This is a genomic window from Micromonospora antibiotica (assembly GCF_017599305.1).
Lineage (GTDB): Bacteria > Actinomycetota > Actinomycetes > Mycobacteriales > Micromonosporaceae > Micromonospora > Micromonospora antibiotica.
In genome coordinates this window covers 324,009-340,625 of the sequence record NZ_JAGFWR010000001.1, presented here as the reverse complement: position 1 = coordinate 340,625, position 16,617 = coordinate 324,009, and the positions used below count along the sequence as shown (strand labels likewise).

Here is a 16,617-nt window from a genome sequence, read left to right as displayed (position 1 = left end):
CCGCCGCCGCCATGTCGCCCCGGGTGTCGGGGGCCGGAACCGGCCCCCGACACCCGGGAGATCAGCGCTGCGCCGGGCCTTCCACCAGCTCGGCGGTGCTGCGCAACACCGCCGCGACGGCACCCGCCCAGCCGACGGCGTCCTCGCGGCCCAACACCAGCGCCATCGCCACCGCCCCCTCCGCGAACAACGCCGCCGACCGCAGGCACCGGCCCACCCGACGACGGTCCAGGCACGGTGGCGCGCCCCCGGTCGATCTTCCGCTTCCCATGTCTCCACCTCTGACGACGCAGTACCCGCCGATGGAACCCATCGGTCGAGGTGTGCCCGGCCGGCCGCCCAACCGTCGGCGGCCGCCCCCGCACGCCAGGCACAACGACCGGTCGGGCCGTCCAGCACACTCCACTTTGGCCGGGCAGCACGGGTGCCACCCGGCCAAAGTGGAGCGTGGCCGGGCGCTCTCGGGGCAACGGAACCGGGGCCACGACAGCAGCGTCCTACCCGGACAACCACCCGGCCAGAAACCGACCACGGGCATTGATGGAGGCGGTCATCATGGCTGGGTACGGGTACGAACCAACCCCCGATCCGGCAGCTCTGCGAAAGGTCCGCGCATGACCTCCGACACCAGCACGCCGACCCCGCCGACGGGACGGCATCAGCGGCACTGCCTCGTCCCGCGCGAGCAGTTGGCCGCCGACTACGAGGCCCGGTACCGCTCGAAGGCGGTGTCCGAGTACGCGCTGGCCGTCCGCGACCTCGTCGAGCTGTCCCCGGAGATCGGCGCGGTCGACACCTGGAGCCGACTGGCCGCCCGGATCTGCCACAAGCGGTCCGGCCGCACCTGGGCCACCTGGCGCAAGCGGCTGTCCCGGCATTTCACCACGGAGACGAAGGGGCCGCCGTGGCAGACCGTCGAACTGGTGGTCAGGCACACCGTCGCCGACGCGGACCGGGTGGCGACCCTGAGTCGACTCGAAGGGCTCTACGAGGCGGCCCGGGGTGAACCGCCGACGAAGCGGCGACGGGCCTCCGACGACCCGGCCCACCCCGAGGGTGTCGACCTGCGGGCCACGCCCGACGGGGCAGACTCCACCGCAGGCGACGCTCACCAGATCATCGCCCAACTCAAGGCGGAGAACGCCTCACTGCGGCGCAAGCTGGCCGCATGGGAGGCCCAGAACAAACTGCTGCGCGCCACCGTCGAGGCAGCCCGGACGCGACGCCCGCCCTTCGGACCGCTCGACGGCGGCGGCCACCCGGGGGACGTACCGCGACCACGGGAGACCACCCTGCTGGAGGGGCTGGCCCGCAAGGACCGCAACCCCGGGCACTTCCCGGCCGGCCCGACCCCGACCAACGACGCCCCGGCCGGTCGGCACCGCCCACCCCGGATCGACACGGTGTCGTTGCCGCCCCGGCTCGACGTCGTCGGCCCGCCGCCGCACCGGCCGACGCCCCGGCCGCACCCGCCGGGCGGGATCCGGCGGGCCTGACCACGCCGGGCGGGTCAGTCCCCTCCGGTCAGCGCATCCGGCCGACGATGCCGGTGTCGTAGTCGCCGGAGACGAACTCCTCGTTGGTCAGCAGCTCGGTGAAGAAGGGCAGGTTGTTCTTCGGGCCGGCCAGCGCGAAGTCGGCCACCGCCGTCCGGGCCCGCTCGATCGCCTCGGCCCGGTCCGCCCCGGTGACGACGAGCTTGGCCAGCAGGCTGTCGTAGAACGGAGTGACCGTGTTGCCGGCGACATAGCCGGAGTCGACGCGTACCCCCTCGCCGGTCGGCTCCACCCAGGTGCCGATGACGCCGGGTCCGGGCAGGAACCGCTTCGGGTCCTCTGCGTTGATTCGCAGCTCGATCGCGTGCCCGCGCGGGGCCAGCGCGTCCGGGTCGAAGGTCGGCGGCAGGCCGGCCGCCACCCGCAGCTGCTCCTCGACCAGGTCGAGGCCGTAGACCAGCTCGGTCACCGGGTGCTCCACCTGGAGCCGGGTGTTCATCTCCAGGAAGAAGAACTCCTGCGTGGCGGGGTCGAGCAGGCACTCGACGGTGCCCGCGTTGCGGTAGCCGACCGCCTCGCCGGCCCGCACGGCGGCGGCCAGGAACCGGGCCCGCAGCTCCGGTGACACCGCCGGGGAGGGGGACTCCTCGACCAGCTTCTGGTTGCGCCGCTGCACCGAGCATTCCCGCTCGCCGAGTGCCACCACCCGACCGTCGGCCAGGCCGAGGATCTGCACCTCGACGTGACGCACCCGGGGAAAGTAGCGTTCGATCAACACCGAGCCGTCGCCGAACATCCGCTCGGCGAACGCGCGGACCTTGTCGTACCCGGTGCGCAGCTCGGCCTCGTCGGCGGCCACCTGCATGCCCATCCCGCCACCACCGGCGGCGGCCTTGACCATCACCGGGTAGCCGATCTCCGTGCCGGCGGCGACCGCCGCCGCCAGGTCGGCGGCCGGTTCGGTGGTGCCGGGCGCGACCGGCACCCCGGCCGCCGCCATCAGGTTCCGCGCGTTGATCTTGTCACCCATCGCGGTGATCGCGTCCGCGCCGGGCCCGACCCAGATCAACCCACGGGCCTGCACGGTACGGGCGAAGTCGGCGTTCTCCGACAGGAAGCCGTAACCCGGGTGGACCGCCTGCGCGCCGGTGGACTCGGCGGCGGCGAGGATCGCCTCCACGTTGCGGTAGCTCTGGGCCGGGTTCGCCGGTCCCACGCACACCGCCTCGTCGGCCTCGACCACGAACGGCAGGTCCGCGTCGGCCTCCGAGTGCACCGCGATCGCACGGATGCCGAGCCGCTTCGCGGTACGGATGATCCGGCGGGCGATCTCGCCCCGGTTGGCGACCAACAGCGACTCGATCATGTTTCCTCCAGCGTCCAGGGTGGGGACGGTTGCTCAACGTCCAGGGGTGCGGACGGATGCCAGGAAACCACGATCGGGCCGTCGGCCACGACCCGGGCAGGAGTGTCGGGGGTGGCCCGGGCAGGAGAGGGGTGCTCCGGTCAGGAGTCGGTCTCGGCCAGCAGGGCGGCCAGCGCGGCGGCCCGCAGCAGCGCCGCCCGACGCCGCCGGTCCACCTCACCGCCGAGGAACGGGGTGGAGTTCATCAGGCCGAACGCGGCGTGTGCCAGCACCCGCGCCTCACCGTCGGGCAGCCCGGGGTGCAGTGCGGTCAGCACGGTCACCCACTCCTCCACGTACAACCGTTGGAGCTTGCGGATGCGGCGGCGCGGCTCGTCCGGGAGGCGGTCCAGCTCGTGCAGGTGCAGAGCGATCACGGCCGGGTTGGCCAGCGCGAAGTCGACGTGGAAGTCGATCAGCGACTCCAGCGCACCGCGCGGGTCGCCGGGACGGCCGGCGGCCCGGTCCCGGCCGCCGTCGAGCAGCCCCTCACTGACCGGGATCAGCGCGGCGGCCAGCATCGCCTCCTTGCCGGCGAAGTGGTGGTAGAGGGCCGGGCCGGTCACCCCGGCCGCCGCACCGATGTCGTCCATGGAGACCCCGTGGTAGCCACGGGCGGCGAAGAGCCCGACCGCGATCTCCAGGATCTCGTCGCGCCTCGACCGGCGCCGGCCCGCGCTGCCTGCGCTGCCCCTAGCCTGCTGCCCCACAGTCACCTGGCAAGCGTAGACCTCAGGCCGGACACCGGGGCCCCTCGGTTACCCGCGGGTTCACCAGGCGGACAGTGGCCGGTCGACGGGCAGCGCCGGAGATCGCCGGACGGCGTGCCCCGCCGGCCCTAGCCTGGGAGGGGAGGGAGGGCACGGTGACGACACGACAGCCGGACCGGTCGCTGCTGCTCGCCGGTGGCCTGCTGGTCGGCGCGGGCCTCTTCGACGTGCTGTCCGGGATCGGCGACGTCGACAGTGGCGACGTCTACGTCTCGCTGCACGCCGACGGACTGGTCTTCTACGACCTCACCAACTGGGCCTGGCTGCACGTGGCGAGCGGGGTGCTGCTGGTGGCCACCGGTCTGGTCACCGCGTTCGGCCGACGCCGCTGGGGGACGGCGGCCCTGGTGGTCGGCGCGGCGGTCGTCGTCGTCCACGTGCTGTTCGCGCCGTACCACCCGATCGAGGCGTTGATCGTGGTGGGGCTGGTCCTGGCCGCCCTCCGGCTGGTCGTCCGGCACCGGCGCGGCAACCGGGACGACGTGCGGGTCAGGACGGCTGACAGACCTTCCCGGTGAAGGACGGGTCCGGCTGCCGGACGTCGTTCCAGGCCGGGTTGATCCGGATCGCCAGCGGGGGCGCCTGCCAGCCCGCGCCGAGCTGCTGGAGCAGCGGATACTCCCGACGCATCCGGCTCTCCGGCACCCCGGCGAGGAAGTGGATCAGACGGTCCTGGACCAGTGACCGGCCCAGCAGCCCGCCGTGCACCCCGGGCATCTGGAACACCGGGATGCCGGTGTAGTCGCCCGGCGGCGCCTCGGTGGCCGTGGTGGTCGGCAGGAAGGCCAGCATCCGCACGCCCGGCACCGGGCACATCAGCTGGTTACGGTAGAAGGGCGCGTTGTCCAAGAGGGACCTGATGAACGGATCGTCCGGGCCGGCCTCGGAAACCCCGAACAGCGCGACCGCCCCGAGCAGGGCACGCAACTGCGAGCCGGTGGCCACTCCCCACCCGTGGGCCGCCCCGGCGGGCGGGTAGTAGGCACGACCGGCGTTGATCAACGGGCTGAACATGACCAGGGTGTCCACCGCCGCGTGCGGGCGCTGCGCGAGATATGTGCGGCCCAGCAACGCCCCCTCGCTCTCCCCGATCAGGGCCACCGGGCGGCCGGTACGCCGGTGCAACCGGTCCACCTGCGTCTCCAGCAGGACGGCACCGCTCTCCAGCGACCGGTTGGTGTCCACCGGCCGGTACGGCAGCGGCCGGCCGTCCCCGCCCAGCCCCCGGTAGGAGAACCGTTCCACGTTCGCATCGACGGGCGGGGTCCCGTCGTAGGCGGAGCCGTGGCCGGCGAGGACGATCACCGCGTGCCGTACGTCGGCCGGGAGCCGCTGCCCGAGGACCACCTGCTCGACCGTCACCCCGGCCGGGACGACCTGCACCAGCAACGGGATCGCCAGCGGGACGGCGAGGGCCAGCGCGACGGCGATCGGGGTGACCGGCACCCGTGCCCAGCGCACCCGGGGGGCCAGCACGGCGACGTGCACGGTGCGTTCCCAGAGCAGCCCGTTGGTCGCCCCGGCGAGCAGGGCGACCGGCACCGTCCACCAGCCGGGGACGCTCCAGCACAGCGCGCTGGCCACGGTGATCACCACGAAGTTCAGCAGTGACCAGCCCACCAGCGAGATCGACGGCAGGCCGCGCCACCACGGCCCGACCACGGCGGCCCGTTGCAGGAACGGTGCCAGCAGGAACATCGGCAGCAGCGAGGCGAGCAGCACCCAGGAGAGCGCGACCACCGAGGCCGCCACCGAGATCAGCGCCCACGGGGCGACCAGCACGGTGACCACCGCGGACAGCCCGAGGTTGCGCCCGAACAGCCAGCGCAGGCCGGGCCGGTCCACCTCGGTGGGCCAGGCGAGCGCGACCAGCCCGGTGGTGAGCAGTCCGCGGAACCCGATCAGCAGCAGCAGCCCGACCAGGAACTCGGCCCACGAGTCGTGGTAGACGTACAGCCAGCGCAGGTCGTGGTAGGTGTCGTACGGCCAGACGGCGGTGACCTGGGCGGACAGCCCTTCGGCGGCGATGAACCCGAGGCGGACCAGCAGCACCGCCTCGACCGCCGGGGGCACGGCGGTCAGGGCGCACAGCGCCAGCAGGCGGGATCGCGGTCTGCGCACACCCTCTCCTCACCAGGTAACCGGGGCTCCCCTAGCAGGTTCCCCTGCCCGACGACCGCGTGTCGGGTCTACCGCCGAACTACCGCCGACCGGCGTGCCGCCCGTCCCCCCGGTGGAAGGTCGTCGCGCGCTGCTGGAGGCCGGCGAGCCGCAGCGCGATCCGGCGGCGCACCGGCGGCATCCCCGACACCGCGCGCAGCGCCAGGTCCCGCAGCGGCCGGCCGGCGGGCGGCAGGGTGGCCAGCCGGGTCAGCCGGGCGGCGAAGCCGACGATCTCCTCGGCGAGCGGTCGACGGCTGGCGGCGTAGGCGTCCAGCAGGGTGTCGGGGTGGCCGGCGAGGACGTCGCCGAGGGCGGCACCGAGGGCCACCGCGTCGCAGATGCCGAGGTTCATCCCCTGCCCACCGGCCGGGCTGTGCACGTGCGCGGCGTCCCCGGCGAGCAGCACCCGGCCGCGCCGGTAGCGGTCGGCGATCCGGTGGTGGACGCGGAACCGGGAACTCCAGAGCACGTCGGTCAGCCGGTCCGGCCGCCGGGTCGGGCCGCGCTCGTCGAGCAGCGCCTGGAGCCGGGCGGCGTCCGGGTCGCGGGGCGCGTCGGCGACGGCGGCGACCAGCCGGACCACGCCGTCCGGCAGGGGTGCCCACACCAGCGGACCCGGTCGGGCGAGGAAGAGCGCGACCTCGTCGCGGGGGAGCACGCTGCTCACCCGGACGTCGGCGAGCAGGAACGACTCACCCACGTCGGCCGGCCCACCGAAGCCGATGCCGGCCAGGTCACGGACGGTGCTGTGCATGCCGTCCGCGCCGACCACCCAGCGGGCCCGCACGCTCGTCCCGTCGGCGAAGCCGGCGACCGCCCCGTCGCCGTCGTGGTCCAGGTCGGTGAGCTGGTACGACCGGTGCACCTGCCCGCCGAGGGCGGCCAGCCGTTCGGTGAGCACCGCCTCGGTCACCGACTGGGAGACCAGCAGCGCGTACGGGTACGTCGACGGCAGGTCCCCGAAGCCGAGGGTGAGCAGCACCCGGTCGCGGTCCCGCACGGTGAAGCGCGCCGCCCGCAGTCCCCGGGCCACCAGCGGCGCGGTGACGCCGATCCGGTCCAGCACCTCAAGCGTGTACGCGTGCACGACGGCGGCCCGGGAGGTGACCGGCGGCGCGGACGCCCGGTCGACCACGGTCACCTCGACGCCCTGTCGGGCGAGGGTGGCCGCGACGGTCAGTCCGGTCGGGCCGGCTCCCACCACCAGGACGTCGGTCTGCGCGGGCAGCATCTCCCACCTCCGTTGCCAACAAACGTTTGCCAACACTTGTTGGCAACGGTAGGCCGGGTGGACAGCAGAGGTCAACGCCTGTTGGCATAGAGTCGGGGACATGACCGCCCGCCGATCGGACGCCACCCGGGCCGCGATCCTGACCGCAGCCCGGCAGCGGTTCGCCGCCGACGGGTACGAGCGGGCCACCATCCGGGCCATCGCCGCCGACGCCAGGATCGACCCGTCCATGGTGATGCGCTACTACGGCAGCAAGGAGGGGTTGTTCGCGGCGGCTGCCGAGTTCGACCTGCGGCTGCCGGACCTCACCGACCAGCCCACCGACCAGCTCGGTGAGGTGCTGGTCCGGCACTTCCTCGACCGCTGGGAGGGCGACGGGACGCTGGTCGCGCTGCTGCGTACCGCCGCCACCAACCAGGGTGCGGCCGACCGGATGCGGGCGGTCTTCACCGACCAGCTCGGCGCGGCGGTGGCCGCCGTCGTACCCGATCCGGCGGAGGCGCCCCGGCGGGCCGGTCTGGTCGCCAGCCAGATGCTCGGCCTGGCGCTGACCCGGTACGTGCTGCGCCTGGCCCCGGTCGTCGACATGCCGCTGGCCGACCTGGTCACCTGGTTGGCCCCCACCGTCCACCGCTACCTCCGCGCCCCCACCTGACCTCCGGCCCGCCGACGGGCGTGACGCAACGGGGCGGATGTCGCGGTGTCCCGGGACCGGAACACCGCAATCCACCCCGTTGCGACCGAAGCCGGGCGCGACCGAAGCCGGGCGCGACCGAAGCCGGGCGCGACCGAAGCCGGCGGGTGGGCTGGTCAGCCGGCCAGGCCGCCGGGCTGGTCGCCCCGGACCACGGGGGCGCGGACCAGGTTGCCCCACTCGGTCCACGAGCCGTCGTAGTTGCGCACCTGCGGGAAGCCCAACAGGTGGTGCAGGACGAACCAGGTGTGGCTGGACCGTTCACCGATCCGGCAGTACGCCACCACGTCGTCGGCCGGGCTCAACCCGAGCTGGTCGGTGTAGATGGCCCGCAGCTCGTCGGCCGACTTGAAGGTGCCGTCGTCGTTCGCGGCGGACTTCCACGGCTTGCTCACCGCACCCGGGATGTGCCCGCCGCGCAACGCGCCCTCCTGCGGGTAGTCCGGCATGTGCAGCATCTCGCCGGTGTACTCGCCCGGCGAACGGACGTCGACCAGCGGCCGCCCAGCGGCCACGTGCGCCATCACCTGCTCCCGGTACGCCCGGACCGGCGCGTCGTCGCGCTGCGGCACCGGATAGTCGGCACGCGGCCGGGCCACCTTGTCCCGGGTCAGCTCGCGCCCCTCGGCGATCCACTTCTGCCGGCCACCGTCGAGCAGCCGGACGTCGGCATGACCGAACAGGGTGAACACCCACAGCGCGTACGCGGCCCACCAGTTGAAGTTGTCGCCGTAGAAGACGATCGTGTCGCCCCGGCCGATGCCCTTGGCCGCGCACAGCTCGGCGAAGCTCTCCGCGTCCAGGTAGTCCCGGGTGACCTGGTCGTTCAGCTCGGTGTGCCAGTCGACCTTGACGGCACCGGGGATATGACCGGTGTCATAGAGCAGCACGTCCTCGTCGGATTCGACCACGACGAGACCCTCGTCGCCGAGGTGTTCGGCCAACCATTCGGTGGTGACCAGCCGCTGCGGGTCGGCGTACGACTGGAGGCGGGGATGCGGATCACTCGGCACAGACATGAGCCCCAAGTTACGCCGGAAACCGGGGCGTCGACCGCCCGTTGGGCCCGGAAGGACGTCGGCGAGGTCAGGCGCGGCGGTGGACCAGGCGGCCGGCGACGACGGTGGCGAGGCAGCGGCCGTCGTCGGCGAAGACGGCCAGATCGGCCCGGCCGCCGACAGCGAGAGCGGGGGGTCGTACCGCGTCGAGGACGGCGACGTCGTTGCGGGCCGCCGCCGCGCGTACCGCCGGATCGGTGAGGTGCGCGGCGAGCAGCGCGCCGACGCCCGATTGCAGCAGCGCGTGCACCCGTTCGCGCGGGCTGGCCGCCGGTGGCAGCGGTCCGTCGTGCACCAGCGCCGGCCCGAGGGTCCCGGGCCACCGACGCATCCGCACCATCGGGTACGCCTGGGTCAGCTCCTCCACCGGCCCGATCGCCTCGATCCGGGCACCGTCGACCAGCACCGCCCAGCCCGGCAGCAGCCCACCGTCACCCGGCACCGGTTGGTCAGGCGGCCCGCCGGAGACGGGCACCGACCGGCCCGACGGCGCGTCGTCACCCGACGTCGCCCGGTCCGACGGGGCCCGGTCCGACGGGGCATCGTCGTCACCCGGCACCGGGCGGCCCGGTGGTGGCTCGTCGTCGTGGGTGAGGCGCAGCAGAGGGGCGGTGTGCAGGGTGCGCACGGTCAGTCGGCCAGCGGGCCGAGGACCGGGCGCTTCGCGGTGACCGTGTCGCCGGAGGACCGGCCGGTGAGCCGACGGGTGACCCACGGGGCCAGGTGCCGACCGACCCAGCTCAGGTCGGCGGCGCGGGCGGCAAGCCACGGGGTCGCGGCCGGGCGTTCCGGCACCATCAGCCACTCCTCGTCGCAGCCCACCCCGAGCGTGGTCAGCACCTGGCCGGCGACCCGCCGGTGCCCGGCGGCGGACAGGTGCAGCCGGTCGGGGCTCCAGAGGGTCGGGTTGAGCCGGAACGTGTCGTCGGCGAACAGGTCGATCAGGATCGCGCCGTGCCGCTCGGCGATCTCACCGATGAGCCGGTTGACCAGCGCGATCCGGGGTGAGACGAGGCGCTGGCCGGGCAGCCGGGCGAGCACGTCGGCGAACCGGAAGAGGATCACGTCGGCGCCACCTGACCGCAGCCGGCCCACCACGGCGTCGAACCGGGTCGCCAACGCGTCCGGGTCGAAGGTGCGGCGCAGCACGTCGTTGCCGCCGGCTGCGAAGCTGACCAGGTCGGGTTTCATGGCGAGCGCGGCGGGCACCTGCTCGGCGACGACACTCGGGAAGAGCCGACCCCGGATGGCCAGGTTCGCGTAGCCGAAGTCCGGCCCGGCCTCGGCGGCCAGTCGGGTCGCCACCAGGTCCGCCCAGCCCCGGTAGGTGCCGTCCGGGTAGGCGTCGTCCATGCCCTCGGTGAAGCTGTCCCCGACCGCCACGAAGCTCCGCCAGCGCACGCCGCCCCCCTCATGCTTTCGTTGACTGCGGCGACCAGTCTGTCACCGGCCGGCCTTCGCCTGTCGCCGCCCACCACCCCAACGTGGCGCAGGTCATCGACCGCAGCCCGCCCGGGCCGCCACCCGCTCAGCCCGGCCCGCTCAGCCCGGCGGGGGCGGGGTGGCCGGTCGCCGGCGGTAGGGGGCCCAGGCGACGAAGCGCTCGAACAGGTCACGCGGTGTCGGCCCGTCCTGCGGGTTCAGCCGGAACAGGTCGTGGCTCGCCTCGTGATAGAGCCCGGACAGATAGACGGCCAGATCGACGGGCTGTGCGTCGTACTCGATGCGGAGCAGCAGCCGGGCCTCGGCGCACGGCCACGGGCCGCCGCAGGCCCGACACACCCACAGCGGTCGCAGCGGCAGGTGCGGCCGGCCGCCCGGCGGGTGGGAGCGGGGCCGGTCGGCATACGGGCCGAGGCGGGGCACCGGAAAGGGACGGGAGTTCACCGGTCTCGACCTCCTGATGGTGGTGGGGAGGGGGCCGCCCCTGCACGGGGGGTCACGGGCGGCCCCGCAGCGGGCCGGACGGAAGGCGACCCACTGGTGACATTCTGGTGATGACACCACTACTCTCGGAAGGCATCGACGCCGGCCTGGGCGAGGTCGGGTCGACGGGGAGGGCCGCCCGGTCGGACCGGGGAGGCGGCCGGGACAACCGTGGAGGACGTGTGGAAAGTGAACCGACCGCCGACCTGATCCGGGCACAACTGCGCAGGCTGCGGCTGCACGCGGAGCTGAGCCAGGAGGAGTTCGGCAAGCTGGTCCACTTCTCCGGCTCGCAGATCTCCGCCATCGAGCTGGGCCAACGGCCGTTCGACAGGCTGTTCCTCAAGCGGGCGGACGAGGTCCTGACGACCGGCGGCCTGCTCACCTCACTGCTCAGGCTGGCCGAGCGCTACTCGCAACCGAACTGGTTCCGGCCCTGGCTGGAGGCCGAACGCCAGGCACAGCAGCTCTGGTGTTACCACCCGACGCTCGTTCCGGGTCTGTTGCAGACGGAGAACTACGCCCGTGCGGTGATCCGGGCCGACGACATGCTCAGCGACGACGAGGTGGAGCGGCGGCTCGCCGTCCGGCTGGACCGGCAGAGCGTGCTCACTCGTTCGCAGCCGCCGAAGCTGATCGCGGTGGTCGAGGAGGCGGTGCTGCGGCGCGCGGACGAGAGCTTCCGGGGCCTGATGGTGCAGCAGATCGCCCACCTGCTGGACTGCGTCGACCAGCCGAACGTCAGCATCCACGTGATACCCGCCGAGGTCAGCACCCACGTGGGTCTCGCCGGCCCGTTCACGCTGGCGCTCGGCAACGACAGCGGTTGGGTCGGTTATCTGGAGAACCAGCTCGACGGCACCACGATCGACAAGGACGGGGAGCTGACTATCCTGATTGCACGGTGGGAGAGCGTCCGCAGCGAGGCCCTGCCCCACAACCAGTCGGCACTGCTGATGAAGGAAGTGATGACGTCATGGAGCTGACCGGTGCCACCTGGCGCAAGTCCACCCGCAGCGGCAACAGCGAGTGCGTCGAGGTCGCCGACGACCTGCCCGGCGTCGTCGGGGTGCGCGACAGCAAGGACCCGACCGGGCCCGTCCTCACCTTCGACCGCCGGGCCTGGCGGTCGTTCGTCGCCGCCACCGGCAACGGCGTCGGCACCCACTGACCCGGCCCGACCCGGCACCCGCTGACCCGACCCGCCCAGACCACCCGCTGACCCGGCCTGCGCCGGCACGCCGAGGGCAGCCGGCCCCGGCGTGGCCGGCGGCTACTGGCCCAGGATCGCCTCGATCAGGCGCATGGTGCCGTCGCGCTCCCAGGCCGACTGGTAGTTGGCGACGATCGAGCCGGGTGGATAGTGCGCCGGCATGTTCGCCCAGGTGCAGCCGGTGCGTCTGCGGTGGTAGATCGCTTCCACGATCAGTCGGCGGTCGTACCGCCGGCCCCGATGCGAGTCGCCGCCCGGCAGGATCGCCGCGACCTGCCGCCACTGCTCGTCGGTGATGCCGCCCGGAGTCGACGGTCCGTGCTGCTCGACCCGCTCGGGCCGGCGGGACGCTGGTCGCGGCACCTCGACAGCCCGCGGCACCTCGACAGCTCGCGGCACCTCCACAGCTCTCGGCGTCTCGACCGGTTCCGGCGGTTGCGCACCACCCTGGCGGCTCTCCCTGGCCGACAGCCGGGCCCGCGCCGCCGCCGCGATCTGTTCCCGAACCGGCAACGGCTGGGCCGGCGGATATCCGGTGAAGCCGGGTTCGAGGGCGGCGGTGAGGAGCCCGCAGGCCTGGCGGAGCTGCTCCCACTCGGGGGCAAGGGCCAGCAGGTGGGCGGTCGCCGGATCGTCGGGTTGCCCCTGCTGCCCGCCGAACGCCTGGAGGCGACCCAGGATCACCGGTTGACGGTGGGCGTACCAGGCCAGGACGCGGGCGATGGCATCGTGCACCGACGACCGGTATTCCTCCTGGTACGGCCCGGCCAGGCTGAACGCGTACGCCTGCGTGTTGTACTCGGCCATGTCGGCGGCGAGGTCCGGGCAGTCCGCCAGCACCTGCGGGAACTGGTCGGGGTCCAGGTAGTCCAGCCACCGGGGCGCCGGCTGGTCGCCGCCGTCAGGTGCCGGGTCCCCGGGCTGACCGGGCAGGTCCGGTTGCTCGACGGTGGCGGTCAGGTACCACTGCCGCAGGTGCTCGTCGCAGGCTGCGGCGAAGTACGGCAGGTACGCCCCGGCGACCTCGCCGGCGAGGGTCTCGGCGGCCACCGACCAGAGGGCGAACGTGAACCCGGTGTCCACCTCGAACACCTGCGCCAACCGGGCGACCAGCGCGAACATGTCGTCGATCTGGGCGAACTCCGCGACGAGCGTCGGATCGATCTCCCCGAACGCCAATGCCAGGGGGTGGTCGACCCACGGCGGCCGGACGATCTCCACCAGCGCGACGACGAGGTGGTCCCGGTCCAGCTGCCCACTGGTGTGCTGCTGGAGCAGCGTGATCGTGGCCAGGCTACGGCGCAGCTGGTCGACGCCGGTGTGGGCGGCCTGCTCGTCGGCCCAGGCATGGAACATCGCCAGGCAGGTGGGGTTCTGCTGGGTCTCGGCCCAGGTGAGGCGCTGGAAGAACGCCGGCTGGTGCTCGGCGATCCAGGCGAAGGTCGTGGCGAACGTGTGTTGCCATGGCGCCGGCTGGACGTCCTGATGCGGATGCACGCCTGTCTCCCGGTCGGTGGGCGGGTCCGCACCAGCGTGCACCGGATCTGCCGGCCCGTTCCCCGGTCGCCGGCCGGTCCTGCGGGCAGTCCGCGTTGCCCCTGCGGGCAGCGCGACACCGACCAGCGCGCGCGATGACGGTCGGTGCGGGCGCGGCGACGGTCGGTGCGGGCGCGGCGACGTCGACACGCGGTGCCCAACGCCGAAGGCCGACGTTGCGCGACCCGGGCAGCCACCCCTCAGACCCGGACGGTCAGCGGCCAGGCCCGGATCCTGATCCAGGACCGCTGGTCGGAACCTGCCGCTCGGCGACCTTCGGCGTGGCCAGCGCACAGGTGATCGGCAGACCCGACGGGGTGCGGACCAGATGCAGACGCAGGCTCGGCTAGGGCAGCCGGTAGACGGAGACGTGGGAGCGGGATTCGGCGGTGAACTCGCCGCCGGTCCAGTCGGCGTGCCGGCTCTCCAGGGTGAACCCGGCGAGCTGCCCCATCAGGTCCAGCTCCGCGGGCCAGACGTAGCGGTGCGGGGTACGGAACAGTTCCGCCTGCCGGCCGTCGCCGAACCGGAAATGGTGGGACACCACGTGCTGCGCCAGCACGTCGTAGGTGTCCAGGCCGACGTAGCCGGGTTCGGAGTGCCAGACGACGGCCTGCTGCCCGGGTGGGAGTTTGCGCAGTTCGGGCACCCACAGTTCGATGACGAACCGGCCACCGGGGGCGAGGTGCCGGGCTGCGTTGCGGAAGCAGGCCACCTGTTCGGCCTGGGTGAGCAGGTTGGCGATCGTGTTGAAGACGAGGTAGACGAGGGAGAACTCGCCGGGGGCGACGGCGGTCGCCATGTCACCGGCGACCACCGGGATGGCCTGCGCGTCCACCTTGGTGCGGAGCTGCGCGATCATCGGGGCGGACAGCTCGATGCCGGTGACCGGCACCCCCCGGGCGGCGAGCGGTACGGCGACCCGACCGGTCCCGATCGCGAACTCCAGTGCCGCCCCGTCACCGGCGAGCGCGGCCAGCCGGTCCACCGTCGGCCCCAGCACCTCCGGGGCGAACATCCCCTCACCCGGCGTGTCATACCGCCGGGCGGCCTCGCCGTCCCAGACCTCCTCCTGCCGCATCCCCCGATGCTCACCGCCCCCAACTACCAAGTCCACCCAATTACCGCCCCCACCCCCGCTCCCCGCCCGTCCCCGCCCTCCCGCCCCCGCCCGTCGCCCCGGTGATCAAGAGGTTTGCGTCACCCCGCCCCGGAATCCTGACGCAAACCTCTTGATCACCGCGAAACGGCGGGGCGACCGGCGCGCACGAGGAGGTCGTCTGGGACGGGGTGGTCGACCAGATCCTGCGTCGGGTTGGCGGCAACGGGGTGTAACGGACGCGCCACGGGGTATCGAAGTTGGATCGTCCAAAGGGTGTTTGTTGTGCGGAGGGCTCTCATGTACCGGGTCAGTGACGTGATGACGAAGCAGGTGGTCTATCTGTCGGCGGAGACCACCCTGGACGAGGCGGCCAGGGTGATGAAGGAGGCCGACATCGGGGACGTGGTGGTCACCGACGGCTCTACGCTGGCGGGCCTGCTGACCGACCGGGACATCGTGGTACGGGCGGTCGCCGAGTGCAGCGACCCGGCCAGCACCTCGATCGGTTCGATCATCACCCGGGAGGTGGTGATGATCGAACAGCACGCCACGGCCGGTGAGGCGGTGGCGTTGATGCGTGAGCGCAACATCCGCCGGATCCTCGTCTGCGACAACGAGCGCAAGCTCGTCGGCATCGTCTCCCTGGGCGACCTGGCGATGCAGCTCGACCCCAGCTCGGCGCTGGCCGACATCAGCGAGGGCGCACCGAACAACTGACCCGCCCGGCGCGGGCGACCCACGAGCGGTGTGGTCGCCCGCCTCGTCCCGGCTTCCTCCGGCCCGCAGACGGTCGGTGCGGGAGTCTGGTGGCAGACCCGCGCCGGGTGCGGCGGTAGCCTGGCGGGATGTCCGAGATGCCGACGAGGCTGGCCGAGATCGTCGGGGAGTTCGCCGACGCCCCCCGCGACGTGGTGCTGGAGATGCTGCTTGAGTACGCCGACGTGATCCCGCCGCTGCCGGCCGGGGTGGACCGCGACGACCTGGAGCAGGTCCCCGAGTGTCAGACCGCGTTCTTCCTACGCGCCGAGGTCAACCCGGACCGCACGGTCACCACCCTGTTCGACTGCCCACCGGAGGCGCCCACCACCCGGGCCTTCGCCGGCATCCTCGCCGAGGGGCTGGCCGGGGCGAGCGTCGAGCAGGTGCTCGGTGTACCGGATGACCTCTACCAGCGGATGGGCCTGGCCCAGGCGATCAGTCCGCTACGGGTACGCGGCGGCACCGCGATCCTGGCCCGACTCAAGCGGCAGGTTCGGGAACAAGCCGGCTGAGCTGCGGGTTGTCTCCGGTCATGGAGATCGAGATCTACGCCGACGTGGTCTGCCCCTGGTGCTACATCGGCAAGCGCCGCTTCGAACAGGCCCTGGCGTCGTACGACGGCGAGGTGACCGTCCGGTACCGGCCGTTCCAGCTCGACCCGACGCCGGTGACCGCGCCGCAGCCGCTGCTGGACGCGCTGGCCGCGAAGTTCGGCGGCCGGCAGCGGGCCGAGCAGATGGCCGGCCAGGTGACCCAGGCGGCTGCCGGGGTGGGGCTGACGTTGAACTTCGACCGGGCGGTGAGCGCCAACACCTTCGACGCGCACCGGTTGGTCCGCTTCGCCGACGGGCACGGCCGGGCGGGTGACGTGGTCGAGGCGCTCTACCGGGCGCACTTCACCGACGGGGTCGACGTCGGCTCACCGGAGGCGCTGGTCGCGCTGGCCGCCTCGGTCGGGCTGGACGAGACGGAGACGCGCGAACACCTGGCCTCGAACGTGGGTCGCCGCGAGGTGGCCGCCGACCTGGCCGCCGCCCACCAGCTCGGGGTGAGCAGTGTGCCGACCTTCGTGCTCGCCGGCAAGTACGCCGTCACCGGGGCACAGGAGCCGGAAACCCTGCTCGCCGCCCTGACCGAGGTCACCCAGCGGGAGTCGGCCGCCTGAAATCCGACCGCCCGGCGAGGGCGAGGGCGCCGACCGTTCCGGCCGCAGCAACGCCATCCCGGCGGCCACCGGCACCCCGGCGGGGACGGCATCGACCGG

At 73.1% G+C, this 16,617-nt stretch carries 19 protein-coding genes and 1 pseudogene; 8 read left to right on the top strand and 12 right to left on the bottom strand.

Annotated features, from left to right (window positions below):
• Positions 1 to 61: 61 nt before the first annotated feature.
• Positions 62 to 271 carry a hypothetical protein gene (locus tag JQN83_RS01585; protein ID WP_208565210.1) on the bottom strand — a complete coding sequence of 70 codons (210 nt, stop codon included), beginning with the start codon at positions 269 to 271 and terminating at the stop codon, positions 62 to 64.
• Between the two features lie 343 nt (positions 272 to 614).
• Between JQN83_RS01585 and JQN83_RS01580 the strand changes: the two genes are divergently transcribed.
• A complete protein-coding gene (locus JQN83_RS01580) occupies positions 615 to 1,496 on the top strand; it encodes a hypothetical protein (RefSeq protein WP_208565209.1) in 882 nt (293 codons plus the stop codon).
• 28 nt (positions 1,497 to 1,524) lie between these two features.
• Here JQN83_RS01580 and JQN83_RS01575 read toward each other — a convergent pair whose 3' ends face one another.
• Together JQN83_RS01575 and JQN83_RS01570 are read right to left on the bottom strand one after the other, a co-directional pair.
• Positions 1,525 to 2,862, bottom strand: a complete 1,338-nt coding sequence (locus JQN83_RS01575) for an acetyl-CoA carboxylase biotin carboxylase subunit (RefSeq protein ID WP_208565208.1) — start codon at positions 2,860 to 2,862, stop codon at positions 1,525 to 1,527.
• A 140-nt stretch (positions 2,863 to 3,002) separates the two neighbouring features.
• Positions 3,003 to 3,617 carry a TetR/AcrR family transcriptional regulator gene (locus tag JQN83_RS01570; protein ID WP_208565207.1) on the bottom strand — a complete coding sequence of 205 codons (615 nt, stop codon included), beginning with the start codon at positions 3,615 to 3,617 and terminating at the stop codon, positions 3,003 to 3,005.
• Positions 3,618 to 3,766: 149 nt separating this feature from the next.
• On the opposite strand from JQN83_RS01570, the gene JQN83_RS01565 reads away from it, so the two are divergent.
• Positions 3,767 to 4,189, top strand: coding sequence for a DUF7144 family membrane protein (locus JQN83_RS01565; RefSeq protein WP_208565206.1), 423 nt, complete (start codon positions 3,767 to 3,769; stop codon positions 4,187 to 4,189).
• On the opposite strand, the gene JQN83_RS01560 is transcribed toward JQN83_RS01565, so the two are convergent.
• Together JQN83_RS01560 and JQN83_RS01555 are read right to left on the bottom strand one after the other, a co-directional pair.
• Entirely contained in the window at positions 4,161 to 5,792 is a 1,632-nt protein-coding gene (locus tag JQN83_RS01560) for an alpha/beta fold hydrolase (protein WP_208565205.1), read from the bottom strand. The genes JQN83_RS01565 and JQN83_RS01560 overlap by 29 nt on opposite strands.
• Positions 5,793 to 5,871: 79 nt before the next feature.
• Complete coding sequence (locus JQN83_RS01555; protein ID WP_208565204.1) at positions 5,872 to 7,065, bottom strand: FAD-dependent oxidoreductase; 1,194 nt, start codon at positions 7,063 to 7,065, stop codon at positions 5,872 to 5,874.
• A 100-nt stretch (positions 7,066 to 7,165) separates the two neighbouring features.
• Here JQN83_RS01555 and JQN83_RS01550 point away from each other — a divergent pair, with 100 nt between their 5' ends.
• A complete protein-coding gene (locus tag JQN83_RS01550) occupies positions 7,166 to 7,720 on the top strand; it encodes a TetR/AcrR family transcriptional regulator (RefSeq protein ID WP_208565203.1) in 555 nt (184 codons plus the stop codon).
• Between the two features lie 155 nt (positions 7,721 to 7,875).
• Here JQN83_RS01550 and JQN83_RS01545 read toward each other — a convergent pair whose 3' ends face one another.
• The 4 genes from JQN83_RS01545 to JQN83_RS01530 all read right to left on the bottom strand — a co-directional run bounded on the left by JQN83_RS01545 (position 7,876) and on the right by JQN83_RS01530 (position 10,704).
• The gene (locus tag JQN83_RS01545; RefSeq protein WP_208565202.1) at positions 7,876 to 8,778 is read right to left on the bottom strand and encodes a sulfurtransferase; all 903 of its coding nucleotides are present in this window, start codon (positions 8,776 to 8,778) and stop codon (positions 7,876 to 7,878) included.
• Positions 8,779 to 8,845: 67 nt separating this feature from the next.
• Complete coding sequence (locus JQN83_RS01540; protein ID WP_244251543.1) at positions 8,846 to 9,445, bottom strand: imidazolonepropionase-like domain-containing protein; 600 nt, start codon at positions 9,443 to 9,445, stop codon at positions 8,846 to 8,848.
• 2 nt (positions 9,446 to 9,447) lie between these two features.
• Positions 9,448 to 10,218, bottom strand: a complete 771-nt coding sequence (locus tag JQN83_RS01535) for an SGNH/GDSL hydrolase family protein (RefSeq protein WP_208565201.1) — start codon at positions 10,216 to 10,218, stop codon at positions 9,448 to 9,450.
• Positions 10,219 to 10,359: 141 nt separating this feature from the next.
• Positions 10,360 to 10,704 (bottom strand): hypothetical protein, encoded by a 345-nt coding sequence (locus tag JQN83_RS01530; protein ID WP_208565200.1) that lies wholly within the window; start codon positions 10,702 to 10,704, stop codon positions 10,360 to 10,362.
• A gap of 221 nt (positions 10,705 to 10,925) precedes the next feature.
• Here JQN83_RS01530 and JQN83_RS01525 point away from each other — a divergent pair, with 221 nt between their 5' ends.
• Both JQN83_RS01525 and JQN83_RS01520 read left to right on the top strand, forming a co-directional pair.
• Positions 10,926 to 11,729: a helix-turn-helix domain-containing protein gene (locus tag JQN83_RS01525; protein WP_208565199.1), complete on the top strand. Its 804-nt coding sequence runs from the start codon at positions 10,926 to 10,928 to the stop codon at positions 11,727 to 11,729.
• The gene (locus JQN83_RS01520; RefSeq protein WP_208565198.1) at positions 11,720 to 11,914 is read left to right on the top strand and encodes a DUF397 domain-containing protein; all 195 of its coding nucleotides are present in this window, start codon (positions 11,720 to 11,722) and stop codon (positions 11,912 to 11,914) included. Before JQN83_RS01525 ends, JQN83_RS01520 begins: the two co-directional genes overlap by 10 nt.
• Positions 11,915 to 12,016: 102 nt before the next feature.
• Here JQN83_RS01520 and JQN83_RS34005 read toward each other — a convergent pair whose 3' ends face one another.
• From JQN83_RS34005 to JQN83_RS01510, 3 genes and pseudogenes are all read right to left on the bottom strand, one after another.
• Positions 12,017 to 13,453 carry a transposase gene (locus tag JQN83_RS34005; RefSeq protein ID WP_208565197.1) on the bottom strand — a complete coding sequence of 479 codons (1,437 nt, stop codon included), beginning with the start codon at positions 13,451 to 13,453 and terminating at the stop codon, positions 12,017 to 12,019.
• 240 nt (positions 13,454 to 13,693) lie between these two features.
• Positions 13,694 to 13,832, bottom strand: a pseudogene (locus JQN83_RS34425) (IS982 family transposase); the annotation flags it as partial.
• A 6-nt stretch (positions 13,833 to 13,838) separates the two neighbouring features.
• Positions 13,839 to 14,573, bottom strand: coding sequence for a class I SAM-dependent methyltransferase (locus tag JQN83_RS01510; protein WP_208565196.1), 735 nt, complete (start codon positions 14,571 to 14,573; stop codon positions 13,839 to 13,841).
• A gap of 318 nt (positions 14,574 to 14,891) precedes the next feature.
• On the opposite strand from JQN83_RS01510, the gene JQN83_RS01505 reads away from it, so the two are divergent.
• The 3 genes from JQN83_RS01505 (at position 14,892) to JQN83_RS01495 (ending at position 16,518) form a co-directional block, all read left to right on the top strand.
• Positions 14,892 to 15,311 (top strand): CBS domain-containing protein, encoded by a 420-nt coding sequence (locus tag JQN83_RS01505; protein ID WP_204958392.1) that lies wholly within the window; start codon positions 14,892 to 14,894, stop codon positions 15,309 to 15,311.
• 128 nt (positions 15,312 to 15,439) lie between these two features.
• The gene (locus JQN83_RS01500; RefSeq protein ID WP_208565195.1) at positions 15,440 to 15,865 is read left to right on the top strand and encodes a SufE family protein; all 426 of its coding nucleotides are present in this window, start codon (positions 15,440 to 15,442) and stop codon (positions 15,863 to 15,865) included.
• Positions 15,866 to 15,885: 20 nt separating this feature from the next.
• The gene (locus JQN83_RS01495) at positions 15,886 to 16,518 is read left to right on the top strand and encodes a DsbA family oxidoreductase (protein ID WP_208565194.1); all 633 of its coding nucleotides are present in this window, start codon (positions 15,886 to 15,888) and stop codon (positions 16,516 to 16,518) included.
• Positions 16,519 to 16,617 lie beyond the last annotated feature (99 nt).